15 protein-coding genes, 1 tRNA gene and 1 pseudogene are annotated in these 14,259 nt (G+C 65.9%); 4 read left to right on the plus strand and 13 right to left on the minus strand.

Annotated elements, in window-relative coordinates; translation table 11 throughout:
- Positions 1 to 57 precede the first annotated feature (57 nt).
- From HZ989_RS08850 to HZ989_RS08865, 4 genes are all read right to left on the minus strand, one after another.
- Positions 58 to 993, minus strand: coding sequence for an NAD regulator (locus HZ989_RS08850; RefSeq protein WP_209320494.1), 936 nt, complete (start codon positions 991 to 993; stop codon positions 58 to 60).
- A gap of 3 nt (positions 994 to 996) precedes the next feature.
- A complete protein-coding gene (locus HZ989_RS08855; RefSeq protein ID WP_209323082.1) occupies positions 997 to 1,590 on the minus strand; it encodes a YfbR-like 5'-deoxynucleotidase in 594 nt (197 codons plus the stop codon).
- A 158-nt stretch (positions 1,591 to 1,748) separates the two neighbouring features.
- On the minus strand, positions 1,749 to 2,630 hold the full coding sequence (locus HZ989_RS08860; RefSeq protein ID WP_209320495.1) for a methyltransferase type 11: 882 nt from the start codon (positions 2,628 to 2,630) through the stop codon (positions 1,749 to 1,751).
- Positions 2,631 to 2,740: 110 nt separating this feature from the next.
- Complete coding sequence (locus tag HZ989_RS08865) at positions 2,741 to 3,613, minus strand: MoxR family ATPase (protein WP_209320496.1); 873 nt, start codon at positions 3,611 to 3,613, stop codon at positions 2,741 to 2,743.
- A 339-nt stretch (positions 3,614 to 3,952) separates the two neighbouring features.
- Here HZ989_RS08865 and flbT point away from each other — a divergent pair, with 339 nt between their 5' ends.
- From flbT to HZ989_RS08880, 3 genes are all read left to right on the plus strand, one after another.
- On the plus strand, positions 3,953 to 4,342 hold the full coding sequence (gene flbT, locus HZ989_RS08870; protein WP_209320497.1) for a flagellar biosynthesis repressor FlbT: 390 nt from the start codon (positions 3,953 to 3,955) through the stop codon (positions 4,340 to 4,342).
- Positions 4,336 to 4,707 carry a flagellar biosynthesis regulator FlaF gene (gene flaF, locus HZ989_RS08875; RefSeq protein WP_209320498.1) on the plus strand — a complete coding sequence of 124 codons (372 nt, stop codon included), beginning with the start codon at positions 4,336 to 4,338 and terminating at the stop codon, positions 4,705 to 4,707. The genes flbT and flaF overlap by 7 nt, the downstream gene beginning before the upstream one ends.
- A gap of 183 nt (positions 4,708 to 4,890) precedes the next feature.
- Complete coding sequence (locus HZ989_RS08880; protein ID WP_209320499.1) at positions 4,891 to 5,718, plus strand: flagellin; 828 nt, start codon at positions 4,891 to 4,893, stop codon at positions 5,716 to 5,718.
- A gap of 407 nt (positions 5,719 to 6,125) precedes the next feature.
- Here the strand turns inward: HZ989_RS08880 and HZ989_RS08885 are convergent, their stop codons facing one another.
- The 9 genes and pseudogenes from HZ989_RS08885 to HZ989_RS08930 form a co-directional block, all read right to left on the minus strand.
- Positions 6,126 to 6,749 carry an exopolysaccharide biosynthesis protein gene (locus tag HZ989_RS08885; protein ID WP_209320500.1) on the minus strand — a complete coding sequence of 208 codons (624 nt, stop codon included), beginning with the start codon at positions 6,747 to 6,749 and terminating at the stop codon, positions 6,126 to 6,128.
- A 59-nt stretch (positions 6,750 to 6,808) separates the two neighbouring features.
- Positions 6,809 to 7,444, minus strand: coding sequence for an exopolysaccharide biosynthesis protein (locus tag HZ989_RS08890; protein WP_209320501.1), 636 nt, complete (start codon positions 7,442 to 7,444; stop codon positions 6,809 to 6,811).
- 74 nt (positions 7,445 to 7,518) lie between these two features.
- Positions 7,519 to 8,154, minus strand: a complete 636-nt coding sequence (locus HZ989_RS08895) for an exopolysaccharide biosynthesis protein (protein WP_209320502.1) — start codon at positions 8,152 to 8,154, stop codon at positions 7,519 to 7,521.
- Between the two features lie 40 nt (positions 8,155 to 8,194).
- Positions 8,195 to 9,364, minus strand: a complete 1,170-nt coding sequence (locus HZ989_RS08900) for an isovaleryl-CoA dehydrogenase (RefSeq protein ID WP_209320503.1) — start codon at positions 9,362 to 9,364, stop codon at positions 8,195 to 8,197.
- A 41-nt stretch (positions 9,365 to 9,405) separates the two neighbouring features.
- A complete protein-coding gene (locus HZ989_RS08905; protein WP_209320504.1) occupies positions 9,406 to 10,986 on the minus strand; it encodes a lysozyme in 1,581 nt (526 codons plus the stop codon).
- Between the two features lie 99 nt (positions 10,987 to 11,085).
- Positions 11,086 to 12,489 (minus strand): magnesium transporter, encoded by a 1,404-nt coding sequence (gene mgtE / locus HZ989_RS08910; protein WP_209320505.1) that lies wholly within the window; start codon positions 12,487 to 12,489, stop codon positions 11,086 to 11,088.
- A gap of 67 nt (positions 12,490 to 12,556) precedes the next feature.
- Positions 12,557 to 12,641 (minus strand) — tRNA-Leu (locus HZ989_RS08915).
- Between the two features lie 97 nt (positions 12,642 to 12,738).
- Positions 12,739 to 13,065: pseudogene (locus HZ989_RS08920) on the minus strand (four helix bundle protein).
- Between the two features lie 109 nt (positions 13,066 to 13,174).
- Positions 13,175 to 13,426, minus strand: a complete 252-nt coding sequence (locus tag HZ989_RS08930) for a FliM/FliN family flagellar motor switch protein (protein WP_209320507.1) — start codon at positions 13,424 to 13,426, stop codon at positions 13,175 to 13,177.
- Between the two features lie 75 nt (positions 13,427 to 13,501).
- Here HZ989_RS08930 and lipB point away from each other — a divergent pair, with 75 nt between their 5' ends.
- A complete protein-coding gene (lipB, locus tag HZ989_RS08935) occupies positions 13,502 to 14,200 on the plus strand; it encodes a lipoyl(octanoyl) transferase LipB (RefSeq protein WP_209320508.1) in 699 nt (232 codons plus the stop codon).
- Positions 14,201 to 14,259 lie beyond the last annotated feature (59 nt).

The raw sequence follows: 14,259 nt of genomic DNA on the forward strand, positions 1-14,259 counted from the left end.
AGCGGCTTCTCTAATGGGGCGGGGGCTGGACCGCAAGCCGGAATATGAAGGCCGCTGTCAGCGAAGCGCAGGCAGGGCGAGACCGGGGGCCTGGCCGTCCTGGACGCCCGCGCCCGTGAACCGGAACAGCTCGGCCGGACGGCCTCCCGTGCCGGTCGACAGCCGGCCCGTCGCCTCGACCAGGCCGGTGCGTTCGACACCGCGACGGAAGTTCTGCTTGTGCAGATTGAGGCCGACGACGGCCTCGGCCGCCGCCTGCAGGCCGGACAGGGTGAAGGTCTGCGGCATCAGCTCGAACAGGACCGGGCGATAGCGGAGCTTGCTCCGCAACCGACCCAGACCGGTGGCCAGGATGCGGCGATGATCGGAGGACATCGGCCGGTCGCCGAGCGTCGGTGGGGTGGTATCCTGACCATCGCGAAGGGCCTCTGCCACCAGCCCGGCCTCATACAACAGCTCGTAGCGGTCGAGTACGGCCCCTTCGTCCCATCGCAGGTTTGGGCCGGGGGCGAACAGGGGTTCGTAGCGGGTCTCGCGACGGGCATCGGCCTCGGCCCAGGCCCTGAGCGCAGCGCCAAGGACTTCGGGCGTGCCGGCCTGGCGCCGGTCTTCCCAGGGAAAGACCTCCAGCACCGAGGTCCATCGGGCCCCGGGCGGAGCGACATCGACGGCATCGGCGGTCAGGGCCAGGTAACCGACCGAGATTTCGCGCTGCTGGTCCGGGCCCGGCGTCGCGCGCGGCGCGCTTCGGCCTGCGTCGCCGAAGGTGTAGAGTTGTTCCACGAAACCAAGCCCGAAGCCTGTCTGATCCGTCACGAAGGCCCGCAGCGCGCGCTCGAACGTCCGGTCATGGACGGGATCGAAAGGGCCGGAAGGAAGGGCCAGGTCGCCGTTCGCATCCTCGGTCGTCAGCACCGACAGACGGCCGCCGCGCACGGCCATGACAACCGCCGAGAGGCTGATGCGAACGCCGTGCTCTCCGCCCCAGGACATCGGCTATTCCGTGTGCCAGGCGTCGGGACCCGGCAGGCCGCCGGTCGCCTCCGCCAGAACGCGATAGCGTTCCAGATACCGCGCCTGGGCGGCCGGGGCGGGCAGGGGGTCAATCGTGAGGTGGTAATCGGCCGGCGGTGCGCCGAAAAAGCGCAGCGATTCCTTTTCCGTGAAGCCGGCCAGCTGGGTCGCCTCGAAGAAGGCGCAGGCCTTGTCTGCGGCCTTGATCAGCGTCCTGATCGGCTGCGGCGTCCTGGGCGGCAGGCCGAAGCGGACGTGGATGGCATCCTCCAGCCGGGCCTCGAAGCTCTTATAGCTGACGCCCAGCGCCGCCTTGAAGGGCGAGATCATGTCGCCGATGACGTATTCGGATGCGTCGTGCAGCAGGGCGGCCAGACGCCATCCGGGTTCCAGGCCCGGCTTCAAGTGGGCCGCGATCTCCTCGACCACGCAACTGTGCTGGGCGACGGAGAAGGCGTGCTCGCCGATCGTCTGACCGTTCCAGCGGGCGACGCGGGCCAGACCGTGGGCGATATCCTCGATCTCGATGTCGAAGGGGGAGGGATCCAGCAGATCGAGCCGGCGACCCGACAGCATCCGTTGCCAGGCGCGCGGGGCGGGCGCCGCGGACTTGCGCGATCGTGCGGGCGTGGGCTTTGCGAGATCGTCCAAGGGGCAGGGTCCAGCGGCGAACGGCAGGTCAGGTGACCCATCCCGCCGCCGGGATCAAGCGCGAACGCCTTCGGGCGCGGGGACTATTCTCCGACGTTCAGGGTGACCAGGTCTTTGGCCGAGTCGAACACGCCGTCGCTGTCGCGATCCCTGGCCCTCACCGTGGCGATCACCAGGGGGCCACCGACCGGTCCACGCGCCTCGTAACCGACCAGCCGCCAGCCCTCGTCAGCCGGCCTGCTGTCGGTCAGCATATAGGTGGTCCGCGTGGCGTCACCGGGCGCGCGGGTGCGGATTTCGGCGGCGTCGTCATGGGCCTGGATGCTGACGCTGTCGTCGCTGGAGCGGATGTCGGCCGTGCCTGCGGAATCGTCGGCGTTGATGCTGAGGCCGCCGATGCGGACACTGGCGCGGTCGCCGTCGGCCTTGACCTGAAGTCCGGGCAGGCTGACGTCGGCCTGGTCGCCCTGGCTGTCGATGTTCACACCCGGCCCCTGGACGGTGACACGCTCGCCCGTGGCCGCTTCTGCGGTTGCGCGCGCAGTCTCTGCATCGGCCCTTGCCGCGTCCGCCTGGACCCGCGCCGCATCGGCCGCGATCTGCGCCCGATCGGCGTCGGCCGAGGCCCTCAGGTCGGCCGAGGTGCGGGGCATGGCCGCGGCCAGCCTGGACTGGAACCGGGCCAGGACCGTGTCCACCGGCTCCTTGTCCAGCGCCACCAGATGGAGCGAGACCTCGGCTCCGCGGGGCCCCGAGTAGGTGCAGACGGTGCCGCCGGCCCGGGCGGTGCCCTTGCGCGTCAGGACGCCCAGGGTCTCGGGGCATTGCAGGGTCTCGACGACCTTGAGCACCCCCTTGGCGTCCGATGACGTCGTGCTGCTGGAGATGCGCACGCCGTTCTCGCCGTCACAGCCGGTCGCGAGGGCCGAAGCCGCGCAGAGGGTGACCAGAAGGGGCAGACGCATAACAATGTTCCTTTCGCCGTCCATCCTGATCGAAAGAGCCGGCCATTCCAGTGAAATCGCGGTAACCGGCCTGACGATATCTGTTCGCGCGGTGTCGGCATGACGGCAGGCTAGCCGCCCGGGCGAGCGCCTTCGCGCCGGTTCAGGAAGGCCAGCCGCTCGAACAGGTGCACGTCCTGCTCATTCTTCAGCAGGGCTCCGTGCAGGGGCGGGATCAGCTTGTTGGGCGACTTTTCCCGCAGGGTTTCGGGCTGGACGTCGTCGACCATCAGCAGCTTCAGCCAGTCCAGCAGTTCGGACGTGGAGGGCTTCTTTTTCAGACCCGGCGTGTCGCGGATCTCGTAGAAGGTCTTCAGCGCCTCGGACACCAGGCGAGGCTTGATGGCGGGGAAGTGGACGTCGACGATCGCCTTCATCGTCTCGTCGTCGGGGAAGCGGATGTAGTGGAAGAAGCAGCGGCGCAGGAAGGCGTCGGGCAGCTCCTTTTCGTTGTTCGAGGTGATGACGACGATGGGGCGCACGGCGGCGCGGATCGTCTCACCGGTTTCCTGGACGAAGAACTCCATCCGGTCGAGCTCCTGCAGCAGGTCGTTGGGAAACTCGATGTCGGCCTTGTCGATCTCGTCGATCAGAAGGATGGGCCGCACGGGGCTGGTGAAGGCCTCCCACAGCTTGCCGGGCTTCAGATAGTTCCGCACGTCATGGACGCGCTCGTCGCCCAGCTGGCTGTCACGCAGGCGGCTGACGGCATCGTATTCATAAAGGCCGTTGTGGGCCTTGGTCGTCGACTTGATGTGCCATGTGATGAGCGGTGCCTTCAGAGCGGCCGCCATTTCGTAGGCCAGCACCGTCTTGCCCGTGCCGGGCTCACCCTTGATGAGCAGGGGGCGTTCAAGGGCGACAGCGGCATTGACCGCGATCTTCAGTTCCTGGGTGGCGATGTAGTTCGAGGTTCCCTCGAACCGGTCGGTCGGCCGCGTCATCGGATGCTCCGTGGGTTCGCACCACGCCTAGCCGATGACATGGCCGGTTAACAACGATCAGTTTGCCTCAGGGGATGCCTTGACCGACACCGGGTCCCTTACGGGGGAGGCGGCGTCGCCGACTGCGCCCTGGGCCATCGGCATGTGGCCGAGTGCAAGCTCGGCCGGAACCAGATCTGCGGGCGAGGGGACGACGTGGGTCATGGACGACTCGATTTGTTTGATGCGCCCAGACCCAGATACCGCTTGCCATAGAACACCTGATTAACCACGGGTGTTTAGCATGTGTCAGTCACCCCGCGCGTAGTCAGGATCGCACGGGTTGAAGGAGCCCCATCTATGCCGTTGAAGCTGTCGCTGAAGCCTGGAGAGAAGTTCGTTCTGAACGGCGCGGTCGTTCAGAACGGCGACCGTCGTGGTGTTCTGATCCTGCAGAACAAGGCCTCGGTTCTGCGTGAGAAGGACATCATGCAGCTGGACGAGGTCACGAGCCCGGCCAAGCGCATCTATTTCCCGGTCATGATGATGTATCTGGACGAGAGCGCGGCGCCCAAGGTCTACGACGAGTTCGTGACCCGGCTTTCGGAGTTCATGGGCGCGACCCGCAATCCGGTCGCCATGACCGACTGCGTCGCCTGTTCCAAGCATGTCCTGGCCCGGGAGTACTACAAGGCCTTGATGGCGGCACGGAAACTGGTGGACTACGAGGAAAGTCTGACCGGATGCTGAGCGCGTATGCACAGGCTTCCACGCGGACGGAAACGCCGCGGGAAATGGAATACCGGCTGTTCGGCCAGGTCACCCGGGCACTGATTCATGCCTCGACCGTCGATCCCGGCGATGTGAAGACCCGCATTGACGCCCTCGACTGGAATCGGCGCCTCTGGTCCGTACTGGCCACCGATTGCTCGGATTCGCAGAACCAGTTGAGTAATCCGCTGAAGGCCCAGATCATCTCGATCAGCCTGTTTGTGGGCCGCCACTCGTCGGCCGTCATGCGCGGCGAGGAAGACTTCGAGACCCTGATCGACATCAACCGCTCGATCATGCAGGGCCTGGCTCCCCAGGGGCAGCCGGCCGCCCAGGCATCCTAGCCGCCCGGCAACCTTGACCGTAGCCTGCCAGATTTTGCCGGGCTACGGCAAAGCTTCTACATTTACCATAGTCTTTTCAATCGGATGAGTTCGGCTCGGTCCTTGCGTTGATGCGCGCAGGACCAGAACCGGTTCAACGGCCAGAAGGCCGTCTCCCCCCGACCAGAATGGAAGGACTTTCTCATGGCCAACTCGGTCAATACGAACCTTGGCGCCCTCGTCGCGCTGCAAAATCTGAACGCCACCAATGCCGAGCTGTCGGCGACCCAATCCCGGATCAACACCGGCAAGAAGGTCGGCAGCGCAAAGGACAACGGGGCCATCTGGGCGATCGCCCAGGGTCAACGGTCCGATATCGGCGCCCTGGGGGCGGTCAGAGCCTCGCTCGACCGCGGCGTATCGGCGGTGGACGTGAGTCTTGCGGCAGGTGAGAGCATTTCGGACCTGCTGGTCCAGATGAAGGAGAAGGCCCTGGCGGCGACGGACAAGTCGCTGTCGACGTCATCGAGGAGCGCGCTGAACGAGGACTTCAAGGCCCTCCGCGACCAGATCACCTCGGCTGCCAACGCCGCCGACTTCAACGGGGTCAACCTTTTGAAGGCGGGAGCGACCGGCTTCCAGGCCCTGGCCAATGCGGCGGGTACAACGACCCTGACGGTCGGCGCCGAGGTGCTGGCCCTGGGATCGACGAATGTCACCGTGGCCGCGACCACGACCATCGGCACCGCGACCCTGGCCTCCACGGCCCTGGGTCTGGTGAACGCCTCCCTCGACAAGGTCTCGGCTGCGCTCGCGCGTCTGGGCACCAAGTCGAAGGCGCTGGATACCCATCGTATCTTCGTCGGGAAACTGACGGACGCGATGGAATCCGGTGTTGGCAATCTGGTGGACGCCGATCTGGCAAAGGAAAGCGCCAAGCTCCAGTCGCTGCAGACCAAGCAGCAGCTGGGTGTTCAGGCTCTGGGGATCGCCAACCAGTCGCCACAGATTCTCCTGTCGCTGTTCCAGTAGACACAAGGACACCGGGAAGCTCGCTTCCCGGTGTTTTTGCATGGGTGAAGGGCCCTGACCTGCGGCTCGCGAATCCTCGGTGCTGGAGCAGGTTGAAATGCGCTGATGCTCGCGACACGGTCGCTCCCTGGTCGAACGCAGGTGGAAGGTCTGCCCGCCACCAGGAGCCGGTATCACGAAGTCGGCATCGGGGCTTTGCGGACGGGCCGAAGCGGTCCTACCTTCGACGTCCTGTTCAACAGCGAAAGGAGGTGATCAAGTGATCTCATTGTCCCAAACCCTTACGGTGACTGAAACTTGGTCCTCCCACGAGGTCCGGGCCTGATCCTTTCAGGCTGAAGCTATCGGTTCGACCGTAACGCGGTCAGACAATGAGGGCCGTCGGAGCGATCCGGCGGCCCTTTTTGCTACCCCAGGTGCAGTGTATGCCTCACGCCGTGGAACAGCGCGATCAGCGATTCCCAGGCCAGGACGTAGGTCAGGATGCTGACCCCGACCATCACCCAGCCGCCGATCAGGATGACCCCGTCGCGCGCCATCAGGCCCAGTCCGAACAGCACCAGCGCCAGGTCGGGCAGGACATCGATCAACGGGGCGGACGTGCCCATCATGAGCGCCATCAATACCGCGACGACGCCAATCAGGATGTCGGCGACCTTGCCGGTCATGAACAGCAGACGCGGGCGCGAGAGGCTTTCGAACCGACGCACGATGCCCATGATCTTGCCGCTGGCGCTCCTGTAGAAGCTCCGTGACACGGAGGCCTTGCCCGCCCAGACCGGCAGCCAGACCTCATGGCGCAGCAGGGTCAGTTGAACGGCCATCAGGATGATGGCGAGGGCGAACAGCGCCTTGCCGCCCGGGGGCCACGGGATCATGGCCACCAGGGCCAGCACCAGGATCAGCGCGCCGAAGCCGCGCTCACCAAAACGGTCCACGACCTCATGCAGGGACAGCTTCGAGTTCTCCCCGCGGCCGAGGTCTTCGAGGACTTCGGAAAAGGTGCGGGCGTGGGACTGCGAAGAAGGCATGGGTCATCCGGAAGGGCCAGCCAGCTTTAGGCGGACACCCCGGCCCGCGCCACCGGCGATTACACCAGCTGCTGGACCCACTGCAGAGAGGTCTGGAAGGCGGCGACGATCAGGCTCCAGGCCGCCCAGACAAAGATGCCCAACCCCGCGACGCCCAGCCAGGCAGCGGCGATCAGGGCACCGTCCCGTTGCATAAGACCAAATCCGAACAGGGCGACGCACAGCGACGGGAACAGGTTGCCGCCGAAGATCGGCAGCATGACGATGATCGCAAGCAGGCTGGTCACCACGCCGATCAGGACCTCCGATACCTCGCTGCTCATGACACTGAAGCGTGGACGCGACAGACGTTCGATCTGAATCAGGGGCTTTCTGACCTTGGCGATCGTGGCGCGGTAGCTGTCGCGCGGCAGGCTGCTCTTCAACGCCCAGGCGGGCATCCACAGCTGGTCGCGCCGGATCACCAGATGAAGGCAGATCAGCAACAGCGGTGCGCCCAGGACGGTCGTCGTGCCGGGAACGGGAGATGCGATCGCATTGATCAGCCCGAAGAACACCATCAACGCCCCGAAACCGCGCTCTCCGAAGGCATTGATCAATTCGCCGAGATAGAGCTTCGGATCGTCCTTGGCCCCGATGTCGTCCAGCACCGTCGAGAATGGGCGGTGGTCGCTCTGAAAATCATAATCAGGCATCGGGCTGGGCTCTGAAGGGTTCGACCGGATTTAGGCACGTCCACCAACGCTCGCCACTTAACATTCGGCCATTTTCAGAAAACCTGTCCAAACCAGCCGAAGCCCAGCCGGAACCCGGCGACGACGAGAGTCCAGGCGAAGATCAGAACGGCACCCGTGATGCCGGTCGTGATCCAGCCCAGCAGAACTGCCAGACCGTCCCGCTGCATGACGCCGAGCGCGAAGAACCCGATGGCGATGGCCGGGATCAGGTTCCCGCCGAACACCGGCAGCACCAGAATGGCCGACAGCACCAGGCAGGCCAGTCCGATCAGGCCCTGACCCAGCCGGCCGGTCAGGACATAAAGGCGCGGCTTCGACAGGGCCTCGCTGAACCGGATCAGTTTCATCAGCCGGCCGCTCATCCTGCGAAAGGTCTCGCGGCCGACCGAGGCCCGGCCCAGCCAGTGCGGTAGCCACAGGGTGTCGCGCCCCCAGGCCAGCTCGGCGGACAGAAACAGCAGCGGCGCACCGGTCAGCGTCGTGCCACCCGGGGGCCATGGCAACATGTTGACGATGGCGAACAGAAGCATGACCGCTCCGAACGCCCGCTCCCCGAACGCCTCGACGATCTCGCCCAGGAACAGCTTCTCGCCGCCATGGCTCCCAAGCCGCTCCAGGGTATCGGAGAAGCGCATCGGTCGGCCGGTCGAGGTCACCGTCAGGCTCATGCTGTAAGCCTAGAGGGGGACGATGACGCTTTCGAGCGGTTTAGGCTCCCAGCAGCTCGCGCCCGATCAGGAAGCGGCGGATTTCGTTTGTGCCCGCACCGATGTCGTAGAGCTTGGCGTCGCGGACAAGGCGTTCGACCGGCCAGTCCTTCGTATATCCCGCGCCGCCAAGGGCCTGAACCGCTTCCAGCGACACCTTCACAGCATTTTCTGACGCCAGGAGGATCGCTCCCGCCGCGTCGTAGCGGGTGGTCAGTCCCTGATCGCAGGCCTTGGCGACGGCATAGACATAGGTCCGGGCGCTGTTCAGGGCGACATACATGTCGGCGATCTTGCCCTGCATCAGCTGGAAGGAGCCGATCGGCTTGCCGAACTGCTTGCGGTCGCGGACGTAAGGCAGGACGACGTCCAGGGCCGCCTGCATGATACCCAGCGGACCAGCCGCCAGTACGGCGCGCTCATAGTCCAGGCCGCTCATCAGCACGCCCGCGCCGCCGCCGACCGGGCCCATGACATTCTCTTCGGGAACCTCGCAGTCCTCGAACACCAGTTCGGCCGTGTCGGAGCCGCGCATACCCATCTTGTCCAGCTTCTTCGAAACGCTGAAACCCTTCATGCCCTTTTCGATCAGAAAGGCGGTTACGCCCCTGGACCCGGCCTCGGGGTCGGACTTGGCATAGACGACCAGGGTGTCGGCCGACGGGGCATTGGTGATCCAGAATTTGGTTCCGTTCAGGACGTAACGGTCGCCGACCTTGCGCGCCTGGGTCCGCATGGAGATGACGTCGGAGCCGGAACCGGCCTCCGACATGGCCAGGGAACCGACGTGCTCGCCGCTGATCAGCTTGGGCAGGTATTTCGCCTTCTGCCCGTCCGTTCCCCAGCGGCGGATCTGGTTGACGCACAGGTTGGAGTGGGCCCCATAGCTCAGGCCGATCGAGGCGGAGGCGCGCGAGACCTCCTCCATCGCCACGACGTGTTCGAGATAGCCGAGTCCGAGCCCGCCCCATTCCTCCTCGACCGTGATGCCGTGCAGGCCCAGGTCGCCCATCTCGGGCCAGAGGTCGCGGCGGAAGGTGTTGGTCTCGTCGATCTCCGCCGCGATCGGGGCCAGCCGGTCGGCGGCCCAGCGGGCGGTGGTCTCGCGGATGGCGTCGGCCGTCTCGCCGAGGCCGAATTCCATCGATTGGGGGGCGTTGGGAATGCTCATGGGCAGCGGCGTAGCACTGGCCGGGCCGGTTCGCCAATGCGCTAGTTGTCGCCGCCCGGCAGGCCCCATCGACGGTACAGGTTGAACGAGGAAACCCCGACGCAGCCCGCGCCGATCAGCGCCAGAACCCAGGCGATGATGGCCGTTTCGTTGCCACCCGACGGCTCCGCTGCCAGTCGGAACGCGGCCATGGCCGCTCCGAACGCCGTCAGCCCGACGGCACCCATGATGATGAAAGCCCCCGTTTCGCTCCAGTCGAACGAAGCGGGTGCCTGGATTTCGAGGTCGCCGTGGCGCAGAATGGGCGCGCCGCCCTGGGTCAGCGACAGGTCTTCGCCGAACAGGCCGGCCTCGCTCGGGTCGCTGAGCTCCACGCGCTCCTCGACCGTCCACGGCTCGCGCGAGAGCGCTGGCGTCGGCGCATCGTCATCCGGACTGAGGATGAGCGGTTCGACCTCGATCGCCTCCTGGATCGGCGAAGTCTCCGTCGCCGGCTCGCTATCCGCGACGACCGGCACCTCCGTCGGCGTCGCTGGACGCTGAGGGTCGATGGCCGGCGTGACCCCAGGCTCGGGCTCGATCACCCGGTCCTGCATTGGCTGCAGGAAGGGCAGGGGGCCGATCATGGCGGCCCCGTAGGGACTATAGCGCTTAAGCGTGACGGCGATGCGCTCAGCCGGCAAGGCGGCTGACGGCATCGATGCATCCGTCGGAACCGTCGCCTTTTCCGGCATGCTTGCGGCGGCCGGGCCGGCATCGTCCGTGACTTCGGGCAGGGGACCGGGCTCGGGCTCGGCCTCCGGCTCGGGCTCCGGCTCCGGCAGTTGTGTCGCCGTGATTTCGGTGGAGGTGAAGGGATCAGGAATCGCAGGCGCTGTCGGCCCATCGGCGGCGACGTCATTGGCCGGTACGGCAAAGGCGTTCGTCCCGACATCGCTCTCCGCAGCGACCTCGGACACCGGAGGGGGCGGCGAGACGCCCGGAAGGACCGCGGCATCGGTTTCTCCGAGCCACATGGAAACGGCCACCGTCCCTGGCTCCGCATCGTCCGGGTCCGTCTGGATCGCGGGGGGCGTTTCGGTCGCAGGGGGGTATATCTCCGGTGATGCCGTCGGTGTCTCCGGGTTCGTTTCGGACGCGGTAGGCGCAACGATATCCGGCGTCGCTGCGAGGAGATCGGACAGCACCACGTCCGTATCCGGGTTCGCCCAGAACAGGGCGCGCTCGGCAACGCGGCGACGCAGCGGGGCCTGCGGTCGGGCGGGCTCGGGCCAGCCCATCAGGGCGTCTGCCGCCCGATCCGCGTCGCCCTCGACCAGATGGGCGAGGACGTCCGAGGACTGGAAGCGATCGACGCCCACGGAGTGGACGAAGCTGACCAGGGCATCGAACTGGTGCTGGTTCAGGATCGTGGAACCGGCCTCGTTCACCGACGTCTCGACCGGCAGGAGGTCGTAGCGCAGCAGCAGTTCGGCATCGGCCTCCGACACGCTGGCGCCCTCGCGGGCCGACAGGGTGTGGCCGTAACCGATGACCCAGCCACCGTCCTCGCGACGGATCGCCCGGGGGCGGAAGCCCTCGAAGCTCTTGATCAGGACGATGCCCTCGCGGGAAATCTTCATGGTCGGTCTGGCGGCGTCGGACACTGGAATTGACCCAAAACGAGACGGAGCGCGCTCGCCCCGCAGGGGAGGGAGCAAGGCGCGGGCCGCCCGGGCATTCTACAGCAGAATGATGCCGGCGAGGCCCAGGAACGACAGGAAACCCACAGTATCGGTGATCCAGGTCACGAACACCGGCGAAGCCACGGCGGGGTCCCGGTCCAGCCGGTCCAGGGCGAGGGGCACGAGTGTTCCCGCCAGGGAGGCAGCGACGAGGTTGATCAGGACGGCCAGGCCAATCGTCAGCGACAGCAGGGGCTCCCTGAACCAGATCCAGGCAACCCCTGCGAGGAGGGCGCCGATCGTGACTCCGTTGAACAGTCCGACCATGACCTCCCGACCCAGAATGCGGGGCGCGTTCGCCGAGGTCAGCTCGCGCGAAGCCAGCGACCGCACGGCCACGGTCAGGGCCTGGGTGCCCGAGTTTCCGCCGATTGAAGCCACGACCGGCATCAGGATGGCCAGATAGACCAGGGCCTTCAGCTCGTTCTCGAACTGGCCGATGACCATCGATGCGAACAGGGCCGTGCCCAGGTTCACCACCAGCCACGGAATGCGCGACCGCACCACGCCGAACACGCCGGCACCCCGGCTTTCGTCAGACACGCCGGCCAGGCGCAGGATGTCCTCGCGGTTTTCCTCCTGGATGATGTTGACGATGTCATCGACGGTGATCTGACCGACCAGCCGCCCGGCCGAGTCCACCACCGGCGCCGAGATAAGGTGATACTTTTCGAAAATGTAGGCGACCTCTTCCTGGTCGGTGTCTGCGGCGATGCCGTTCACGGGTTCCATCAGGTCCGACAGCTTCACCGTCCGCGCCGCGCGCAGCAGGCCACTGATCGGAATGCCGCCGACAGGCTTGTTGTGCGGGTCGACGACGTAGATGTCGAAGAACAGCTCGGGCAGGTCCTCGCCCTGCGCCCTCACGTGGTCGATGGTGTCGCCGACGCTCCAGAACAGTGGGGCGGCCATCACCTCGCGCTGCATCAGGCGTCCGGCGGTGTCCTCGGCATAGCCCAGCGAGTTCTCGATCGCGGCGCGGTCGGTGGCCGGCATCGCGGCCAGGACCTTTTCGCGCTGATCGTCTTCCAGATCCTCGACCACGGCAGCGGCGTCGTCGGAGTCCAGTTCCTGAAGCGCCTCTGCCAGGGTTCCCGGCGCGACACCCTCCAGCACCTCCTCGCGGATGCCATCGTCCAGTTCGGGAAGGGTCTCGGCCAGCAGCTCCGGCGGCAGCCACAGCACAACGACCCCCCGGTGGTCGGCTGTCAGGAAGCCCATCAGGTCGGCGACGTCTGCGGGGTGAAGGTCTTCCAGCAGCGACCGCAGGCGCAGGCCGTCGCCGTCATCGGCGGCGTCCACGACCTTTTCGACAAAGGACGCCGTCAGGACGTAGTCCTCGTCCAGCGCCTCGTGGTCTTCGGTGACGACAGGGTCGAGAGTGGCGGTTCGTTCGCTCACGCGGGGGGCCTCCCTCTCTCGATGTGAATCAGCCGGTAGCGCCGATCGTATCCCTTGTTACGTCAGATGGTGCGGTCGAGAAGACTCGAACTTCCACGGGTTGCCCCACAGCGACCTCAACGCTGCGCGTCTACCAATTCCGCCACGACCGCTCGCATCGGAGCGGGGGCTGTAGCGGAGGATCGGAGGGAAGGGAAGGGGGGCAACACAGGCAATAGGCAGTAGGCAGTGGGTCGTAGAAGGTGGGTTTCAAGGGTCCTGGTGTTGTTCGAGACGCGCAATCAGCGCGCGGAGCATCCGGCCGAGTTCGTCGGTTTGGGCCAGGATCGGGCTTGTCCTGGCTTCGGAGCAGATCGAGACGCGGCCGGCGAGGATCAGGTGCGTCTCAACTTCCTTGAGGGAACCCTGAGCGATGCGCAGGAAGCTGAGGTAGGAGCCCGTGGTGGAGCGTCCGTAGCCTTCCGCGATGTTCGCCGCGATGGAGACGGATGCGCGTCTGATCTGTGACGTCAGACCGAACTATTCTTCCTTGGGAAAGCCGCGGCTCAAATCATAGACCAGCACGGTCAAGTCCATGGCCCTTTGCCAGACCTTCAGATCGCGATAGCTGTTGACCGTATCCACCGGCACCGACCTCGCTACTGCCTACTGCCTACTGCCTACTGCCTACTGCCCAATCGCTCGTCTAGGCCGCTCCGGCCATGAAGTCGTAGACGTCGGCCGGGCGAGTCACTGTGATCGCGATGCGGTCTTCGCGGATCTCGATCATGCCGCGGGCCACCGGATGGTTGTTGGCCAGGATCCAGACCTCGTCGTTTTCCGATGCATCGAGCGGGATCACGGCGCCGCGACCCATCCGCAACAGCTGGGACATAGGCAGCACGGAGCGGCCCAGCACGACGGACAATTCGACGTCGACGGCTTCAATCTGGCTCAAGGGAACTCCGGATACGCGGGAGGTACAGACGTCTGGACTTGCATTGGCTGCTCCCGGGGACACATTGATCCCATCATGCTTGCCGAGCCGTTAAGCGCCGCCGTTTCACCACTGATTCGTTCCGATGGCCGCCCGGTCGAATGGATCGTCGCGCCCGGCTATGTGCCGTATGAGGCCGCCGTCGCCGAAATGGAGATGCGGGTGGCGGCGATCGCGGCCGGGGATGCGGCCGAGCGGGTCTGGTTGCTGGAGCATCCGCCGCTCTACACGGCCGGGGTGTCGGCCAGGGACGACGACCTGCTGGATGCCGGGCGGTTCCCGGTGCACCGGACCGGCCGGGGCGGGCAGTTCACCTATCATGGGCCGGGCCAGCGCGTGGCCTATGTGATGCTGGACCTGAACGCACGCGGGAAGGATGTGCGCGGCTTCGTGCGGGGGCTGGAGGCCTGGCTGATCGGAGCGCTGGCGGAGTTCGGCATCGAGGCCGGCGTGCGCGAGGGCCGGGTCGGTGTCTGGGTCGAGCGCAAGGGGCCGGGATGGTCGCGCGAAGACAAGATCGCGGCCATCGGGGTCAAGATCCGAAAATGGGTCAGCTTTCACGGCATCAGTCTGAATGTGGAGCCCGATCTGGCCCACTTCGAAGGCATCGTCCCCTGCGGCATCAGCGAGCACGGGGTGACGAGCTTGCTGGATCTGGGTGTCATCGCCGGCATGGACGAAGCAGACGGAGCCTTGAAAGCCAGTTTCCGTCGGGTCTTCGGCAGCGTCGCCTGAACCACGTCTTTCGGACTGTGGCTGCGCAGTGCATATGCGTGGCATGGCACGTGGCGAAC

Origin of the sequence: Brevundimonas sp. AJA228-03, assembly GCF_017795885.1 — a bacterium.
Classification (GTDB): Bacteria; Pseudomonadota; Alphaproteobacteria; order Caulobacterales; family Caulobacteraceae; genus Brevundimonas.